The 14,715-nt window shown below is 29.2% G+C and carries 13 protein-coding genes, 1 pseudogene and 1 riboswitch; of the genes and pseudogenes, 6 read left to right on the top strand and 8 right to left on the bottom strand.

The window, feature by feature from the left end; translation table 11 throughout:
• Nucleotides 1-65: 65 nt before the first annotated feature.
• The 4 genes from B2671_RS02285 to hemA form a co-directional block, all read right to left on the bottom strand.
• Nucleotides 66-509, bottom strand: a complete 444-nt coding sequence (locus B2671_RS02285; RefSeq protein WP_346868963.1) for a hypothetical protein — start codon at nt 507-509, stop codon at nt 66-68.
• Nucleotides 510-633: 124 nt separating this feature from the next.
• Nucleotides 634-2,079 carry a Na+/H+ antiporter NhaC gene (nhaC, locus tag B2671_RS02280; RefSeq protein ID WP_346868962.1) on the bottom strand — a complete coding sequence of 482 codons (1,446 nt, stop codon included), beginning with the start codon at nt 2,077-2,079 and terminating at the stop codon, nt 634-636.
• A 269-nt stretch (nt 2,080-2,348) separates the two neighbouring features.
• Nucleotides 2,349-3,623 (bottom strand): glutamate-1-semialdehyde 2,1-aminomutase, encoded by a 1,275-nt coding sequence (gene hemL / locus B2671_RS02275; RefSeq protein WP_346868961.1) that lies wholly within the window; start codon nt 3,621-3,623, stop codon nt 2,349-2,351.
• Nucleotides 3,624-3,636: 13 nt separating this feature from the next.
• The gene (gene hemA, locus B2671_RS02270; RefSeq protein ID WP_346868960.1) at nt 3,637-4,878 is read right to left on the bottom strand and encodes a glutamyl-tRNA reductase; all 1,242 of its coding nucleotides are present in this window, start codon (nt 4,876-4,878) and stop codon (nt 3,637-3,639) included.
• A 199-nt stretch (nt 4,879-5,077) separates the two neighbouring features.
• On the opposite strand from hemA, the gene B2671_RS02265 reads away from it, so the two are divergent.
• Nucleotides 5,078-5,725 carry a TIGR01906 family membrane protein gene (locus tag B2671_RS02265; RefSeq protein WP_346868959.1) on the top strand — a complete coding sequence of 216 codons (648 nt, stop codon included), beginning with the start codon at nt 5,078-5,080 and terminating at the stop codon, nt 5,723-5,725.
• Nucleotides 5,726-5,749: 24 nt separating this feature from the next.
• Here B2671_RS02265 and B2671_RS02260 read toward each other — a convergent pair whose 3' ends face one another.
• From B2671_RS02260 to B2671_RS02250, 3 genes are read right to left on the bottom strand one after another with little or no spacing between them, the layout of a single operon-like run.
• Complete coding sequence (locus tag B2671_RS02260) at nt 5,750-6,880, bottom strand: SpoIIE family protein phosphatase (protein ID WP_422653217.1); 1,131 nt, start codon at nt 6,878-6,880, stop codon at nt 5,750-5,752.
• 37 nt (nt 6,881-6,917) lie between these two features.
• Entirely contained in the window at nt 6,918-8,624 is a 1,707-nt protein-coding gene (locus B2671_RS02255) for a [Fe-Fe] hydrogenase large subunit C-terminal domain-containing protein (RefSeq protein ID WP_346868957.1), read from the bottom strand.
• On the bottom strand, nt 8,615-8,866 hold the full coding sequence (locus B2671_RS02250; protein WP_346848118.1) for an NAD(P)H-dependent oxidoreductase subunit E: 252 nt from the start codon (nt 8,864-8,866) through the stop codon (nt 8,615-8,617). Before B2671_RS02250 ends, B2671_RS02255 begins: the two co-directional genes overlap by 10 nt.
• 150 nt (nt 8,867-9,016) lie before the next feature.
• Here B2671_RS02250 and yfcE point away from each other — a divergent pair, with 150 nt between their 5' ends.
• Complete coding sequence (yfcE, locus tag B2671_RS02245) at nt 9,017-9,562, top strand: phosphodiesterase (RefSeq protein WP_346868956.1); 546 nt, start codon at nt 9,017-9,019, stop codon at nt 9,560-9,562.
• A gap of 42 nt (nt 9,563-9,604) precedes the next feature.
• Here the strand turns inward: yfcE and B2671_RS02240 are convergent, their stop codons facing one another.
• The gene (locus B2671_RS02240; protein WP_346868955.1) at nt 9,605-9,787 is read right to left on the bottom strand and encodes a hypothetical protein; all 183 of its coding nucleotides are present in this window, start codon (nt 9,785-9,787) and stop codon (nt 9,605-9,607) included.
• Between the two features lie 388 nt (nt 9,788-10,175).
• On the opposite strand from B2671_RS02240, the gene glyA reads away from it, so the two are divergent.
• The 4 genes and pseudogenes from glyA to B2671_RS02220 all read left to right on the top strand — a co-directional run.
• Nucleotides 10,176-11,408: a serine hydroxymethyltransferase gene (glyA, locus tag B2671_RS02235; protein WP_346868954.1), complete on the top strand. Its 1,233-nt coding sequence runs from the start codon at nt 10,176-10,178 to the stop codon at nt 11,406-11,408.
• Nucleotides 11,409-11,543: 135 nt separating this feature from the next.
• A riboswitch (cobalamin riboswitch) is annotated at nt 11,544-11,716 on the top strand.
• A gap of 260 nt (nt 11,717-11,976) precedes the next feature.
• Entirely contained in the window at nt 11,977-13,473 is a 1,497-nt protein-coding gene (locus B2671_RS02230) for a cobyric acid synthase (RefSeq protein ID WP_346868953.1), read from the top strand.
• A gap of 14 nt (nt 13,474-13,487) precedes the next feature.
• Nucleotides 13,488-14,453: an adenosylcobinamide-phosphate synthase CbiB gene (gene cbiB / locus B2671_RS02225; protein WP_414632605.1), complete on the top strand. Its 966-nt coding sequence runs from the start codon at nt 13,488-13,490 to the stop codon at nt 14,451-14,453.
• A 38-nt stretch (nt 14,454-14,491) separates the two neighbouring features.
• A pseudogene (locus B2671_RS02220) lies at nt 14,492-14,715 on the top strand (histidinol-phosphate aminotransferase family protein); the annotation flags it as partial.

The following is a 14,715-nucleotide window of genomic DNA, read 5'->3' as shown; positions in this document are numbered from 1 at the left end:
TNNATACTAATAGGGCATTTTAATGTTTTTAGGAAGTATAATGTATTGAGATTATTTTACGATTTTTATTGAAAACTACCACTATATAATTCATATCTTTCAATATGATTAATATGTTTTTGATAATCTTTATTCATTAAATTTATAGTAGTATAGCTTTCGCGATTAATAAAATTAGGATCTGATATTAATTTACACCCTAAATTTAATACATTATTTGCAGCTTCACAAGTTTTTTTTAAAAGCTCTCTGTCAATAACTGTAGCATCAATATTAATATATGGATTTATATCAATACAATTATCAATTTCTATAGGATTACCACCTAAATCAGTTATTATTTTACATATTCTATATGCATGTTTTTGGTAATCATTTCGAACTTTAGATATTTGAGAAATAACATTTTCATTTTTAGAGTGCTTTATATAATCTTCAAAAGTGTTTATATCAATATATATGCCATGTAATAATTCATTTAAACTATTAACTATATATTTTTTATCCAAGAAAATCAACTCCTTGCAATAATATTCATTATATTATTGCCTAAGTGGTATTGACATTATTCACATTAGAAAATATTTTAAAAGGATAAAAAGGCCATTTAATATATGACCTTTTCAAACCATACTAAGCTTTTATAACTGGTTTGTCTAGTTTTTCTGGATCTTCTAGTTTTTCCATTGAGAATCCTGTGTATCCATAAACTATTGATATTATAGGATTTATATAGTTCAAGAAGCAGAATGGTGCATATAAGAAACAAGAAACACCAAGAGTAGTAGACATAAATGCTCCACAGGTGTTCCATGGAATAAATGGTGATGTTAATGTTCCAGAATCTTCTAAAGCTCTAGATAAATTCTTAGGTGCTAAGCCACGTTTAGCATATTCATCTTTATACATTCTACCTGAAATAACTATAGATAAATATTGGTCCCCAGCTAATATATTAATAACTATGCAAGAGATTATAGTGATTAGTACAAGGGAACCTGTATTAACTGCTAACTTAAGCAATTTTTCAGCAATTACATTTAAGAATCCTGCTTTCTCCATTACACCACCAAAGGTCATAGCACACATAATCAAAGAAACTGTATACATCATACCTTGTAGTCCACCACGGGTTAATAGTTCATCTACCACTTCAATTCCAGTTTCACTTACATATCCATCATTTAAAACATTAACTATATCGCCATAGTTAGCGCCTTGTACTAAAACTGCTAAAAGTACACCTGTAGCAACACCTATTAGTAGTCCAGGAATTGCAGGCATTTTTTTAATTACAAGTATTATTACTATTATTGGAGGTAGTAATAGAATAGGGTTAATTGCCCCAGAAGCTTTTAAACCATCAAATAGTATATTCAGTTTAGAAACATCTAATTCTTGACCTGCATATTTCATTCCAAGGATAGCGAATAGTATAAGAGAAATTATTAAACTTGGTGTTGTAGTATAAAACATGTGCTTGATGTGATCAAATAAATTAGAACCAGCCATGGCAGGAGCTAAGTTAGTTGTATCAGAAAGAGGGGACATTTTATCTCCAAAATATGCACCAGATATAATAGCACCAGCTATCATCGGAGTAGGGATTCCTAATCCTATACCAACTCCAATAAGTGCTATACCTACAGTGCCAGCAGTTGTCCACGAACTTCCAGTAGCTAATGAAACTATAGCACATATTATACATGTAGCTACTAAGAATATACCAGGAGATAAAATTTTAAGTCCGTAATAAATCATTGTTGGTACAGTACCACTTAATATCCAAGCACCAATTAAAACTCCAATTATCATAAGTATTATAATTGCTTGCATTGACATTTGAATAGTATCAATAAATCCTTTTTCAAGATCTTCCCATTTAAATCCAATACATAAAGCTGTGATAGTTGCAGCTGCAGCTGCAATTATTAAAGGAATATGTGGACTTGATTCATAAAATATAATTGCAATAGATAGAGAAACAATGAGAATTAAAATAGGTATAAGGGCTTGCCAAACTTTTGGTTTTCTAGGTGGGGGAGCTATCTTATTAGATTTTTGCTTTTTTTCTTTCATTAACAACACACTCCTATATTAAATTCCAATTTAAATAATTAAATAAATTATATATCAGTATAATTATAATTGCAATACTATTCAGAAAATTTATAAATTAAAAAATTATTTTTAATATTATGCATTTTGGAGAAAAAATATTGATTTAAATAGCTTTTATTATTAGATTATGAAATTTATTGAAATATTATATTCAATTTATTCTCATTAAAAAAGAGTACAAAAGAATTTTTGTACTCAGAGTTATTAAAAATATTATAATTATACATTTATATATTAAATGATTTATAGGCTGTAAGAAATTTATTTATATCATCTTCGTTATGAGAAATTGAAAAGAACATTGCTTCAAATTGTGATGGTGGCAAATTAATTCCTTTGTCTAACATATGCATAAAATATTTTTTGAATAAATTTGTATTACAACTTTTAGCATCGTCATAATTATTAATTTCATTTAAATCTGTAAAAAATACAGTCATCATCCCACCAACTCTATTAACTACTACATTTATATTTTTTTCTTTTGAAATTTCTTTAATACCATTTTCTAATCTTGTTCCTATGGTTTCTATATGGGTATATATATCTTGTTTTTCATATAATTCTTTAACTGTTGCTATTCCAGCAGCCATAACAAGAGGATTACCTGACATGGTTCCTGCCTGATACACAGGGCCTAATGGAGCAAGGAGTTCCATAATTTCTCGTCTTCCGCCATAAGCACCACAAGGCAAGCCGCCTCCAATAATTTTACCATAGGTAATAAGATCAGGTTTAACATTCGGGAATAGCTCTCTTGCACCTTTATATGCAATTCTGAAACCACACATTACTTCATCAAATATTAATAAAGTACCATTTTCTTTGCAAAGTTTATCTAAGTTTTTCATGAACTCCACAGAAGGCTTGATAACGCCCATATTTCCAGCAATAGGTTCGATAATAACACAGGCTATATCATTACTATAAGCAGTAAATATTTCTTTTAAATTATCTATGTCGTTATAATTAGCAACAATTGTATGCTCTATGTGTTCTTTAGGTATACCAGCACTGCCAGGTATGCCACAAGTCATAACACCAGAACCTGCACTTACTAAAAATCCATCATAATGACCGTGATAACAACCGGCAAATTTAACAATTTTATTTCTCTTAGTATATCCTCTTGCTAATTTAATTGCACTCATAGTAGCTTCAGTACCAGAGTTAACCATCCTAATCATATCAATTGAGGCAGTTTCACATAAAAGTTTTGCTAAGTCTAATTCTAATTTTGTTGGTGCACCAAAGGCTATAGCTGTTTCTGAAGTATTTTTTATAGCATCAACAACTCTAGAGTTACAATGCCCTAAAATCATAGGTCCCCAAGCTCCAACAAAATCTATGTATTCTTTATTTTCTTCGTCATATATTTTAGAACCCATACCAGATTTTATAATAGGAGGGGTGATACCCATATCCTTAAGTGCTCTTACTGGACTATTAACTCCTCCGGGAATATACTTTTTGCTTTCTTCAAATATAGTTTTATTGTTCATTAAGCTTTTCCTCCTAATTAATTTTATTTAGAAAAATACGTTCAATTAACTCATAGGCGTCCTTATTATCTCCCTTTAAAGTTTCTTCTTTTAAAACTTCAATGGCACGATTTATATATGTGTTAGCACTACTTTTTAAAAGGGTAGCTACAAGCTTGTCATTATCTTTAGTGTACTTTTTATTCTTAAAAGTTTTAAGATTATTTTCCACAAGTAATTGTCCCTCTTCTTTTACATCTTTAATTATACCACTTAAGGACATTAACTTTAAAAAATTATCATATTCATCATAGCATTTCTTTATTATATATTTATTTGAATTCATAATATTTCTTCGCTGAATCTTATTTTCTCTGTCTACATTTTGAAGATTATCTAAATTAAATAAACATATATTTTTTAATTCACTACAAGAATCTTCAACATTAATTGGCAAGGAAAGATCAAAAATTAAAATTGGTTGGAAAGGGAGATCTTTCTTTAGTACAATTGGAGTAGGGGAAGAAGTACAGCATATTAAAGCATCTATATATTTATAAGTATCTACCAAATTATCAATGGGTATAATTTCAATCTTTTTATTTTCCATTAATTTTATATTTTTTATTATAGTACTATGATTAATAATCTTATCTGTATTTCTTACTACAATATATATTTTATCTAAGATATCTTGTTTTCCTATAAGATAATTTAAAGTTAATTGAGCCATTTTACCAAAACCTAATATTAATACATTTTTACATCCTTGGTCTATAGCTTTTTTAGCAGCTATAGATGAATAGGACACAGGTGTTTTATATAGTTTACTTTCAGTTTTAAACTCTTTACCACAACTAATAGCCATTGAAAATAGCTTATCAAAAGAAGCTTTTATCACTTTTAACTCTTTACTTTTTAAGTAGGCATCCTTTACTTGACCTAAGATTTGATCTTCACCTAAAATCTTTGAATGAAACCCACAACTAACTTCCAGTAAGTGAGTTATAGCCTTGCTATCATTAGAGTAAAATATATATTTAATAAATTCTTCATCCCAATTAAGTGTTTTGAATACTTCTTGTATTATGATATTTTGAGATAGGGAAGATTTTAAGTATATTTCTGTTCTATTACAGGTATTAATTATAACAACTTCTTCGCATAGAGTTTCTTTCATTTTTAGTAATATTCCATCTATATTATCTTGGGATATTGCTAGTTTAGCTCTTAAAATTAAATCAAGTTCTTTCTTTATTCCAATTAAATGAATCATCTTTACCCCCAAATCTATGAAATTACTAAATTTTATTTAATCAAATTTAAAACCCACTACAAGTGGGCACATTATAACTCATATATTGTAACATGAAAATTATACTATATGAAAATTTTTTTGACAATGATAAAATAGGATAATAAAATTGAATTGTATATATTACTAATTTCTAACAATTAAAAGGTGAGGTAATGCTATGAAAAAGTTTATTCTAAATATCTTTATTTCTATTACAGGTTTTGTTTTTATTATGCTTATTTCTATTTTAATAGTAACAAGCATAAAACCTATTTATACTTACAGTATTAATAAATTTAATATGGAGGAGAGAACAAGCTTATCTATTGCGGAGATGAAAAAAAATTATTCTTATGTAATAGACTATTTGTTATATAATAACAACGACAAATTTGAACTACCATCTTTAGAATCATCAGATGCTGGTGCTTTTCATTTCAAAGAAGTAAAGGAATTATTTAAACTAGCTAAGATTACTATATTAAGTTTAATAATTACGTTAGCCATATTGTCTGTACTGTATACTAGCAGTTATAAGAGCTATATTTATATAAAATATATTTCCATTATATCAATTATAACTCCAGTTATAATCTCAATAGTTGTAAGTATTAATTTTAATTTTTTCTTTACAATATTCCATAAAATTTTTTTTAATAATGATAAATGGATTTTTGATCCCAACACAGATCCTATTATAAACATACTACCTGAAGAGTTTTTTGCATTATGTGCTGGCGCTATTGGAATTCTTTGCATAGTCATTGGAATAGTATTATATGTGGCATATTACAATTATAATAAAAAGATTTCAAAAAGATATTAGAAAAAATCTAATATCTTTTTGAAATTAAAGATAATTTACATTTACTTTTTTACCTAATGAAATTAGTAATCTGGCTATGTCTTTAACAATTTTAATTTTTAAATTAAATTCATCTGGAAAAGATGGATTTTGATGAGCTGGATTAACTGCTTGCCCTATATATATATCTATGGATGTACCTTCATTAATTAACATATTAGTAATTCTAGAAGCTCCATCAGAGCCATTTATAGCACAGGGTATAGCATTCTTTTTAATGGAATTTAGATAATTTTTTAANNCTTTATTTAAAGTTAGTATACCTTCTGTAACCAAGTCTATACCTTTCATAAATCCCATAGGCGGGACTTCTGAAGTATAATGCTTTAAGTCTATCTCTATCGGGGTATGTAATGCATTAGATATTATATTTGCAGTAGTGCCACCACATACAATTTTTTTACCTGTAGCATTTTTCACAAGATTTATAAGAATATCATCATCATCCTTATTTTTAGGCGGCCCTGTGAAGAGAGAGATGTTTTGTTCCTTTCTTATCTTAATAGTTACTACTGTTGTATCATCCCCAGGTTTATTATCATATAAGTCTTTACAAACTTCTAATAGTTGTCTACATATGTTTTGAGCAATCACCTCTTTATGGAGTACATTAGTTAGATATCTATTTATATGAGGCCATTCCCAACCTAGATTTAAGAGTCCACCTACACCAGCATGTACAACTCCGTCACTTATAATAACTAGAGCATCAGATTCATTCATATAAAATCTACTTTCAAAAATAACTTTACCATTCACTATACGTCGATTCTTCTTGATGTCACAACTTCGATTATTTCTAAAAAGAAAAACAGGTGGATTATCGTACTCTACCATATATACCTCGCCACTGTTTTTAATTTTCACAATTGTAAAAGTGGAGTAGGCTAACTTTCTAACTTGACATTCAGGCAATGTATTAATTATAGTATCTATAGTCTCATCTATAGTAGCTCCTTCTTTTAACATAGTAACTGCAATTTTAGATGTTAAAGTTCCTAGTATATTAGCTTTAACACCACTGCCAAGACCATCTGACATCACTATAATAATTCCATCTTCTGTATTAGCAATTTCAACGTTGTCACCACAAAGTTCTTCACCTTGTTTATTCATACTCATATTAGCTACATCTAAGTAATATTTTCTCATATTAGTCTTCCTCTTCTAATACTTTTTTTAACTCTAGGATAGCAACTTTAGTTTCTGCAGTAGTTTCACCAAGTAAGCTAGCAATTTCTTGAGCAACCATCATTTGCTTGTTTATAATTGTTTGCGTAACATCAATAGATTTACGCTTCAATTCAGTCAATTCTAATTTCCTATTTTCTTCCTCAGTTATGTCTGTAAATGTTATCAATAAAGATGAGTGATTTTTAATATAAATTACACTTTTATATCCATGAAAATCTAACTTGCTGTAGAAAACTTTTTTACCTAAAATATTCTTTTTTGTGTCGGCTACTTTTTTAAAGTCTAAGTCGTGTATAATTTCTGTTATAGGAACTCCTATTATACTTTCTTTTTCACAATTTAAAAACATCCTTCTTCCAGAGGGATTAATGTCCTTAATCAATAAGTTATCATCAATTATAATTAAAGCATTAGGCGAATTTTTAAATATTTCACTATTCATATTTTCTGCTAATGATCTCATATAAGGTACACACATTTCAACCTCAGACATTCCATTGTAAACAGCAATAGCCTTTTCAACACAAGTGTTGTATCCACAAGCGCCACAGTTTAATTCATCTTCTTTAGTGTATTTTCCCATTTGTTTAAGAAGAACTTTAATTTCATCGTCTTTAGGTGTTAGCATATGGATTTTTTTATTTTCAAAGTTTCTTGTAAGATTAAGATTATCTTTATTTATATTAATAACTTTTGAATTATTACTTTTGGTTTTTAAGTAATTTTGAATTCTTTGGAGTCTAGTGTATACAGATTCATTATCAGATAGTGTGCCTGGACCTCCAAGACAACTTTCATTACAGGCACTTAATTCTATACACACATTCTTTAAAGTATTATTTTTAAGTTCCTCCAAAATAACTTTACAATTTTCCAGACCGTGAACCCTAATTACATTTAAATCTTTTTTATCAATAGTAGGTCTTATGGCATTTAATATTCCACCAACTACAGGATAGCGATCACCTCTTGTAGTACCGCTAAAATCTACTTCTCCATCTTCTAGTTCAGAATATTCAATACCATTCTCTTTTATATAGTCGATGATTTCGTCAAAGGTTAACACAGAATCAACAAATCCTAAATTAGATTCAGATAAAGCTTCATATTTTTTAGATACACATGGACCTATAAAAACAGTATAAGGCTCCTCATATCTATTTTTAATGCTTTTTCCATGGGCGACCATGGGAGAAGATACTGGTAAAACTAATGGAATTAATTCAGGATAATATTTTTCTATTAACATTACTATGGAAGGACAACAACTTGTGATAAATTCACTATTTAAACTACAATCAATCATACATTCATATTCTTGAGTTACTAATTCTGCACCTATGGAAACCTCTTCAATATAAGAAAAACCTAATTTTCTTAGAGCAGTTATTAATTTAGGAGGGTGAGAGAATACCCCTCTAAAAGCAGGTGCTAATTGTGCAACTATTGTTTTATTGCTATTTAATGCTGCTTTGACATCATCAATATCTGAAAGCACATGACGAGCGTTTTGAGGACATACGACTAAACAATGACCACAAAAAATACATCTATCTTCTTGGATTTTAGCTTGATCATTTAAGACTTCTATAGCTTTAACTGTACAAGTACGTACACATTTGTAGCAATTTTTACAGTTAGCGGAGGAAAAATTCATTACTTGCATAGATTCACCTTCTTAACTATATATTCTTCAAAGAATTTATCTACTTCATCTTCATTTACAGTATAAATGTTATCATCCACAGTAACACATACCGAATCAGTACAATGACCAAGACAAAATGAAGCTTTTAATTCTATTTTATCTGTTAAATTATTTAATTCTATTAAGCTCTTAATTCGGTTTATAACATTGTGAGAACCTCTTACATAACAAGCACTTCCAACACAAACTTTAACAATCAAAATAAAACCCCTCCTTAATACGTATATATGTTATATAATAAATTATAGAACTTTGGTAAAACACCGTCAATCACATGTTGTTATACATTTGACAATGTTACAAAAGTAATGTAAATAATAAGTATAAAATTTATTATGGGAGGATATAAAATGAGATTAGTAGTTGTTTCTGATATTCATGGTTCTTCAAAATACACCAAAAAAGCTATAGAAGCATTTAATAGAGAACAGGGTGATTATTTATTAATTCTTGGAGATATACTTTATCACGGGCCAAGAAATCCATTGCCGAAAGAGTATGATCCTAAAGAGGTGGCAAAGATACTAAATGAATATAGATATAAAATAATTGCAGTACGTGGAAACTGTGATTCGGAAGTTGATCAAATGTTATTGGATTTTCCATGCATGGGAGATTATTCTGTAGTTTTATATAATAACAAAAGATTTTTTTTAACACATGGACACATATATAATGAGAATAATATGCCTAATATATCTACAGAAGATATAATGCTACATGGTCATACACATATATTAGGTCTTAATAATAAAAATGGTATTTCTATAATTAATCCAGGTTCTATTTCTTATCCAAAGGAAAATAATCCTCATAGCTATGGAGTTGTAGATGGAGATGTATTCTATATAAAAACATTAGAGGGGACTATAATTCAAGAAATAGCATTGAACTAAATAATATTATATATTAAAAAGTAGAGGCACTAAAAACTCCCTCTACTTTTCAATTATTTTATCAATTATATTAGATTCAATTAATTCACTTTTACTAAATCCACTTCTAAAGTATCTCACTTGTTTATATTTAACTCCACCCATTTCAAAATCAAGGATATCAATTCTATCTCCCTTAAAAATTTCAGCTTCTTTCTTGCGTTTTAGAAATATATGAATTTCCATATCATTCCTCCTTGTAGTTATTAATTAAGTAGATTATATAACAACGTAGATGATTTATTCAATAATATAGCTAAAGGAATTATTAAATTAAGTTAAATAGTATTTTAAAAAGTTAAATATATAGGAATTACTTAAGGATGTTTTTGTATACAGAAAGTCATATAATAATATATAATTAAAAAATTTCAAGAATAATTAAAAAATTGAGTAGGTTAACATGAAAATAAATGGTATAATGATATGTAAAGGTTCTGGTGGTTATATTGTTGCTATCTGTGCTGCAAAACTAAGTACTAAAGCTTTACTAACGTAAAATAAAAAACTTGTTAAAAAGCTATTCACATGGTTCCACCAAAAACAACTAATTTTAATTGCAGGAGGAGTATGTATGAACTTAGAACATGTTAAAAACATTGATTCGGAAATTTATGAAGCAATTTGTCTTGAGACTGCTAGGCAGGAAAGTAAAATTGAACTTATCGCTTCAGAAAACTTTACAAGTGAGGCTGTAAGAGAAGCTATGGGGTCCACTCTTACAAATAAATATGCAGAAGGCTATCCAGGAAAAAGATATTATGGTGGTTGCGAATGTGTAGACGTTGCTGAAAATATTGCTAGAGATAGAATGTGTAAACTATTCGGCGCAGACCATGCCAATGTTCAACCTCATTCAGGTTCTCAAGCTAACATGGCGGTTTATATGAGTGTATTAGAACCGGGAGATAAAGTATTAGGAATGAATTTATCTGACGGTGGACACTTAACCCATGGAAGTCCAGTTAATTTTTCTGGAAAGTTATATAAATTTATATCTTATGGAGTAGGTGAAAATGGATTTATAGATTATAATGCATTAAGAACTGTAGCTTTAGATGAAAAACCTAAAATGATAGTTGCGGGAGCTAGTGCTTACCCAAGAATAATAGAATTTGATAAAATAAGATCAATTTGTGATGAGATAGGTGCATATATGATGGTGGATATGGCTCATATAGCTGGACTTATTGCCACAGGGATACATCCTAGCCCAGCACCATATGCAGACTTTATTACAACAACAACTCATAAAACTTTAAGAGGACCAAGGGGTGGGGCAATACTTTGTAAAGAAAAGTATGCAAAACTAGTAGATAAAACTATATTCCCTGGAATACAGGGTGGTCCATTAATGCATACTATTGCAGCTAAAGCTATTTGCTTTAAAGAAGCTCTAGACCCATCTTTCAAAGAGTATCAGCAAAAAGTTTTAGAAAATGCTAAAGCTCTTGCAAGTGCATTAAAAGAAAGAGGATTTAAATTAGTGTCTGATGGTACCGATAATCATTTAATTCTTGTGGATTTAAGAAATAAAGATATTACAGGAAAAGCAGCGGAGCATCTATTAGACGAAGTTGGAATCACTGTAAATAAAAATACAATACCTTTTGAATCCCAAAGCCCATTTGTAACTAGTGGTATTAGAATAGGTACTCCTGCTACTACTACTAGAGGTTTTGGAAAAGAAGAAATGATTGAAATTGCTGATATAATGAATTGGGCAATTGATAATAGGGATGGTGATTTATCACCTGCTAAGGAAAGAGTTAAAGCTCTTTGCAATAAAATTCCATTATATAAGTAAAATATTTGTAATAACTAAGGACCTAGCATTTTCACTGCTAGGTCTTTACATTTTTTATAGAATATAAAAATGAATGCAAAGTAAAATTTACATTATATTGACTTATGTGTTTAAACCTCTTATAATTATGGGTGAAAATTAAATAGTATTTTAGGTGCTTTTTAAAAGTGAAAAGGGAATATGGTTAAAATCCATAGCAGCCCCCGCTACTGTAAATGATGACGACCCTCAAATACCACTCTTAATAGGGGAAGGTGAGGTTAGAGTGATTCATAAGCCAGGAGACCTGCCTAAATATGAGCTTTCGGAGGGAAATGAGCTATTTTAGTGACTAAGTTAATATGTATAAGTAAAATTCAAGATTTTGGTAAGTTTATCTTACTTAGATTTAAACTTATATTTTTTATTTTACTAAGATGGGAATTTTAATTATTTGGCAAGGGAGCTTTTCTTCCTTGCTTTTTTATTTTATTTAAATTGAAACTCGACTCACTGCGTTCGCTGAGTAAGTGATTCACCCCAAATCAAAGATTTGGGTTCTCTACTTAATAGAAAGAAGGTATTATAAATGGCTAAAATAATGATTCAAGGTACAGCTTCTTCTGTAGGAAAAAGTATACTAGTTACTGCATTATGTAGAATATTTAAACAAGATGGGTATTCGGTATGTCCATATAAGTCACAAAATATGTCTCTTAATTCATATATAACTTTGGATGGAAAAGAGATGGGGCGTGCTCAAGTTTTGCAAGCTTATGCTGCGGGACTTGAACCAGAGGTATATATGAATCCTATTCTACTAAAACCTACTACAGATAAAAATTGTCAAATAATTTTTAATGGAGAAGTTTATGGTTACTCCAATGCAAAGGAATACCACAATTTAAAAGTTAAATTTAAGGATGATTTAAAGTCTGCTTTTGAAAAATTAGAAAATCAATTTGATATTATTGTTATGGAAGGGGCAGGAAGTCCAGCAGAAATAAACTTAAGAGACAACGATATTGTTAACATGGGGATGGCTGAACTAATAGATGCACCTGTTTTACTTGTAGGTGATATCGATAAGGGAGGTGTATTTGCTTCTTTACTAGGTACTATTATGCTCCTTAGTGATAGTGAGAAGGACAGAGTTAAGGGAACTATTATAAATAAGTTTAGAGGAGATATATCCTTACTTAAACCTGGAGTAGATAGTTTAGAGGAGTTAACTCATAGGGATTGCTTAGGGGTTGTTCCATATTTTAAATTAGACTTAGAGGATGAAGATGGAGCTGTTGACCTTAATAAAAATATCACAGATAAAATTGATATAGCTATTATAAGGTTACCACATATATCAAACTTTACTGATTTTGATGCATTATCTATAGAACCAGATGTTTCTGTAAGATATGTGGAAACTGTAACTGAATTTAAAACTCCTGATTTAGTTATAATTCCTGGAACTAAAAATACTCTAGGGGATTTAGAATATTTAAAAAAATCAGGTCTATATAACAAAATTAGAGAATATGAAGTTAATGGGAAAATCATAGGTATTTGTGGAGGATATCAAATGCTAGGGAAGATATTAGAGGATCCTTATGGAGTTGAAACTACACTAGAGTCTATGGATGGATTAGATATATTACCTATAAAAACAGTTTTTGAAAAGAAAAAGATTACTACTAGAGTTAATGGTATAATAGCAAAGGATTTAATAAACAATAGCACTACTTTAAGTATATATGGATATGAAATACACATGGGAAAAACTACACTTTTAGATGAAGGCAAAAGCCTTATTAACATAAATAAGAGTAATAATGAAGAAGCTAATCATTTAGATGGAGTAGTAAATAATAGAGGAAATGTAATGGGAACATATATTCATGGTATTTTTGATGGGGTTGAGTTTAGACAACACATTATTAATGAATTAAGAAGAGACAAGGAAATTGAAGAAAAGGTTTCTATGCCTTATGAGCACTTAAGAGAAAAGGAATTAGATAAACTAGCTGACCTTGTAAGAGCCTCTATAGATATGAATAAAATATATAAAATAATGGGCTTAAATAGATAATGGGAGAAGTTATCATGATTAATTTTCATATATCCTTAAATATACTTTGTGTATCTTTAGCAGTTATCTTAGACTTTATTTTAGGTGATCCTAATTGGCTACCACATCCTATTATATATATAGGGAAACTTATTGGAGCTTTAGAAAAGTGGCTAAGAAAACATTTCCCTAATAATATTAAATTGAAGTGGGCTTCTTTATTTATGGTGTTTATGGTTTGTATAATTACATACACTATTCCATATTTATTACTTAAGATAGCTATAATAAATAATATTGTTTTTATAGTAGTTAATACTTTAATAATATGGACAACACTTGCTGCTAAGAGTCTTCATACAGCCGGAATTCAGGTCTATAATGCTCTTGTTCAGGATGATATAAAAGAAGCTAGAGTTAAGCTTTCATATATTGTAGGTCGAGATACAACTTCTTTAAGTAAGGATGAAATAATTCGAGGTGATGTAGAAACTATAGCCGAAAATACTTCTGATGGTATAATTGCACCTATAATTTATTCCATCATAGGAGGGGCACCCCTTGCTATGATGTATAAAGGAATTAACACTATGGATTCCATGGTAGGGTACTTAAATGAAAAATATAAGAATATAGGTTTTTTCCCAGCAAATGTTGATGATATATTTAACTTTATTCCTGCTAGATTAACTGGAGTATTAATGTGTCTTACAGCATGGATAGTTAAGGGAAGGATAATTGAATCCTTTAAGATTATGATTAGAGACAGAAAGAATCATAAAAGTCCTAATTGTGCCTATCCTGAGGGAGCTACTGCTGTAGCCTTATCTATTCAACTAGGTGGTTCTAATACCTACTTTGGAGAAGTAGTAGAAAAACCAACTATTGGTGATGATATAGAAGCTTTAAGTCATCAACACATAAAGAAATCTATAGTACTAATGTATAGTAGTGAAATTTTACTAATAATATTAAGTTTAGTATCTGTAATTATACTTTAGTTAAAGGTAAGTGTTTATATATACTTGCACATATTAAGATGAAAGGTGGTATATATATTTTGAAACATGGAGGAGATATATATACTGAAGGTACCTTAGTTGGAAGAAAACTTTTAGACTTTAGCTCAAATGTAAATCCTATATCCATATCTAAGGATTTTAAGGAAAATATAGGAGAAGCTTTAGAAAAGGTACCTCTGTATCCAGATATAAAATATAGAGAATTAAAAAATAACCTATTAAATTATTTATTTAAAAGTAA

The organism is Clostridium sp. UBA5119, from assembly GCF_002414285.1.
In the GTDB taxonomy this organism is placed as follows: Bacteria; Bacillota; Clostridia; order Clostridiales; family Clostridiaceae; genus Clostridium_J; species Clostridium_J sulfidigenes.
Note: the sequence above shows the minus strand (reverse complement) of the source record. Positions and strands in the feature narration are given on the sequence as shown.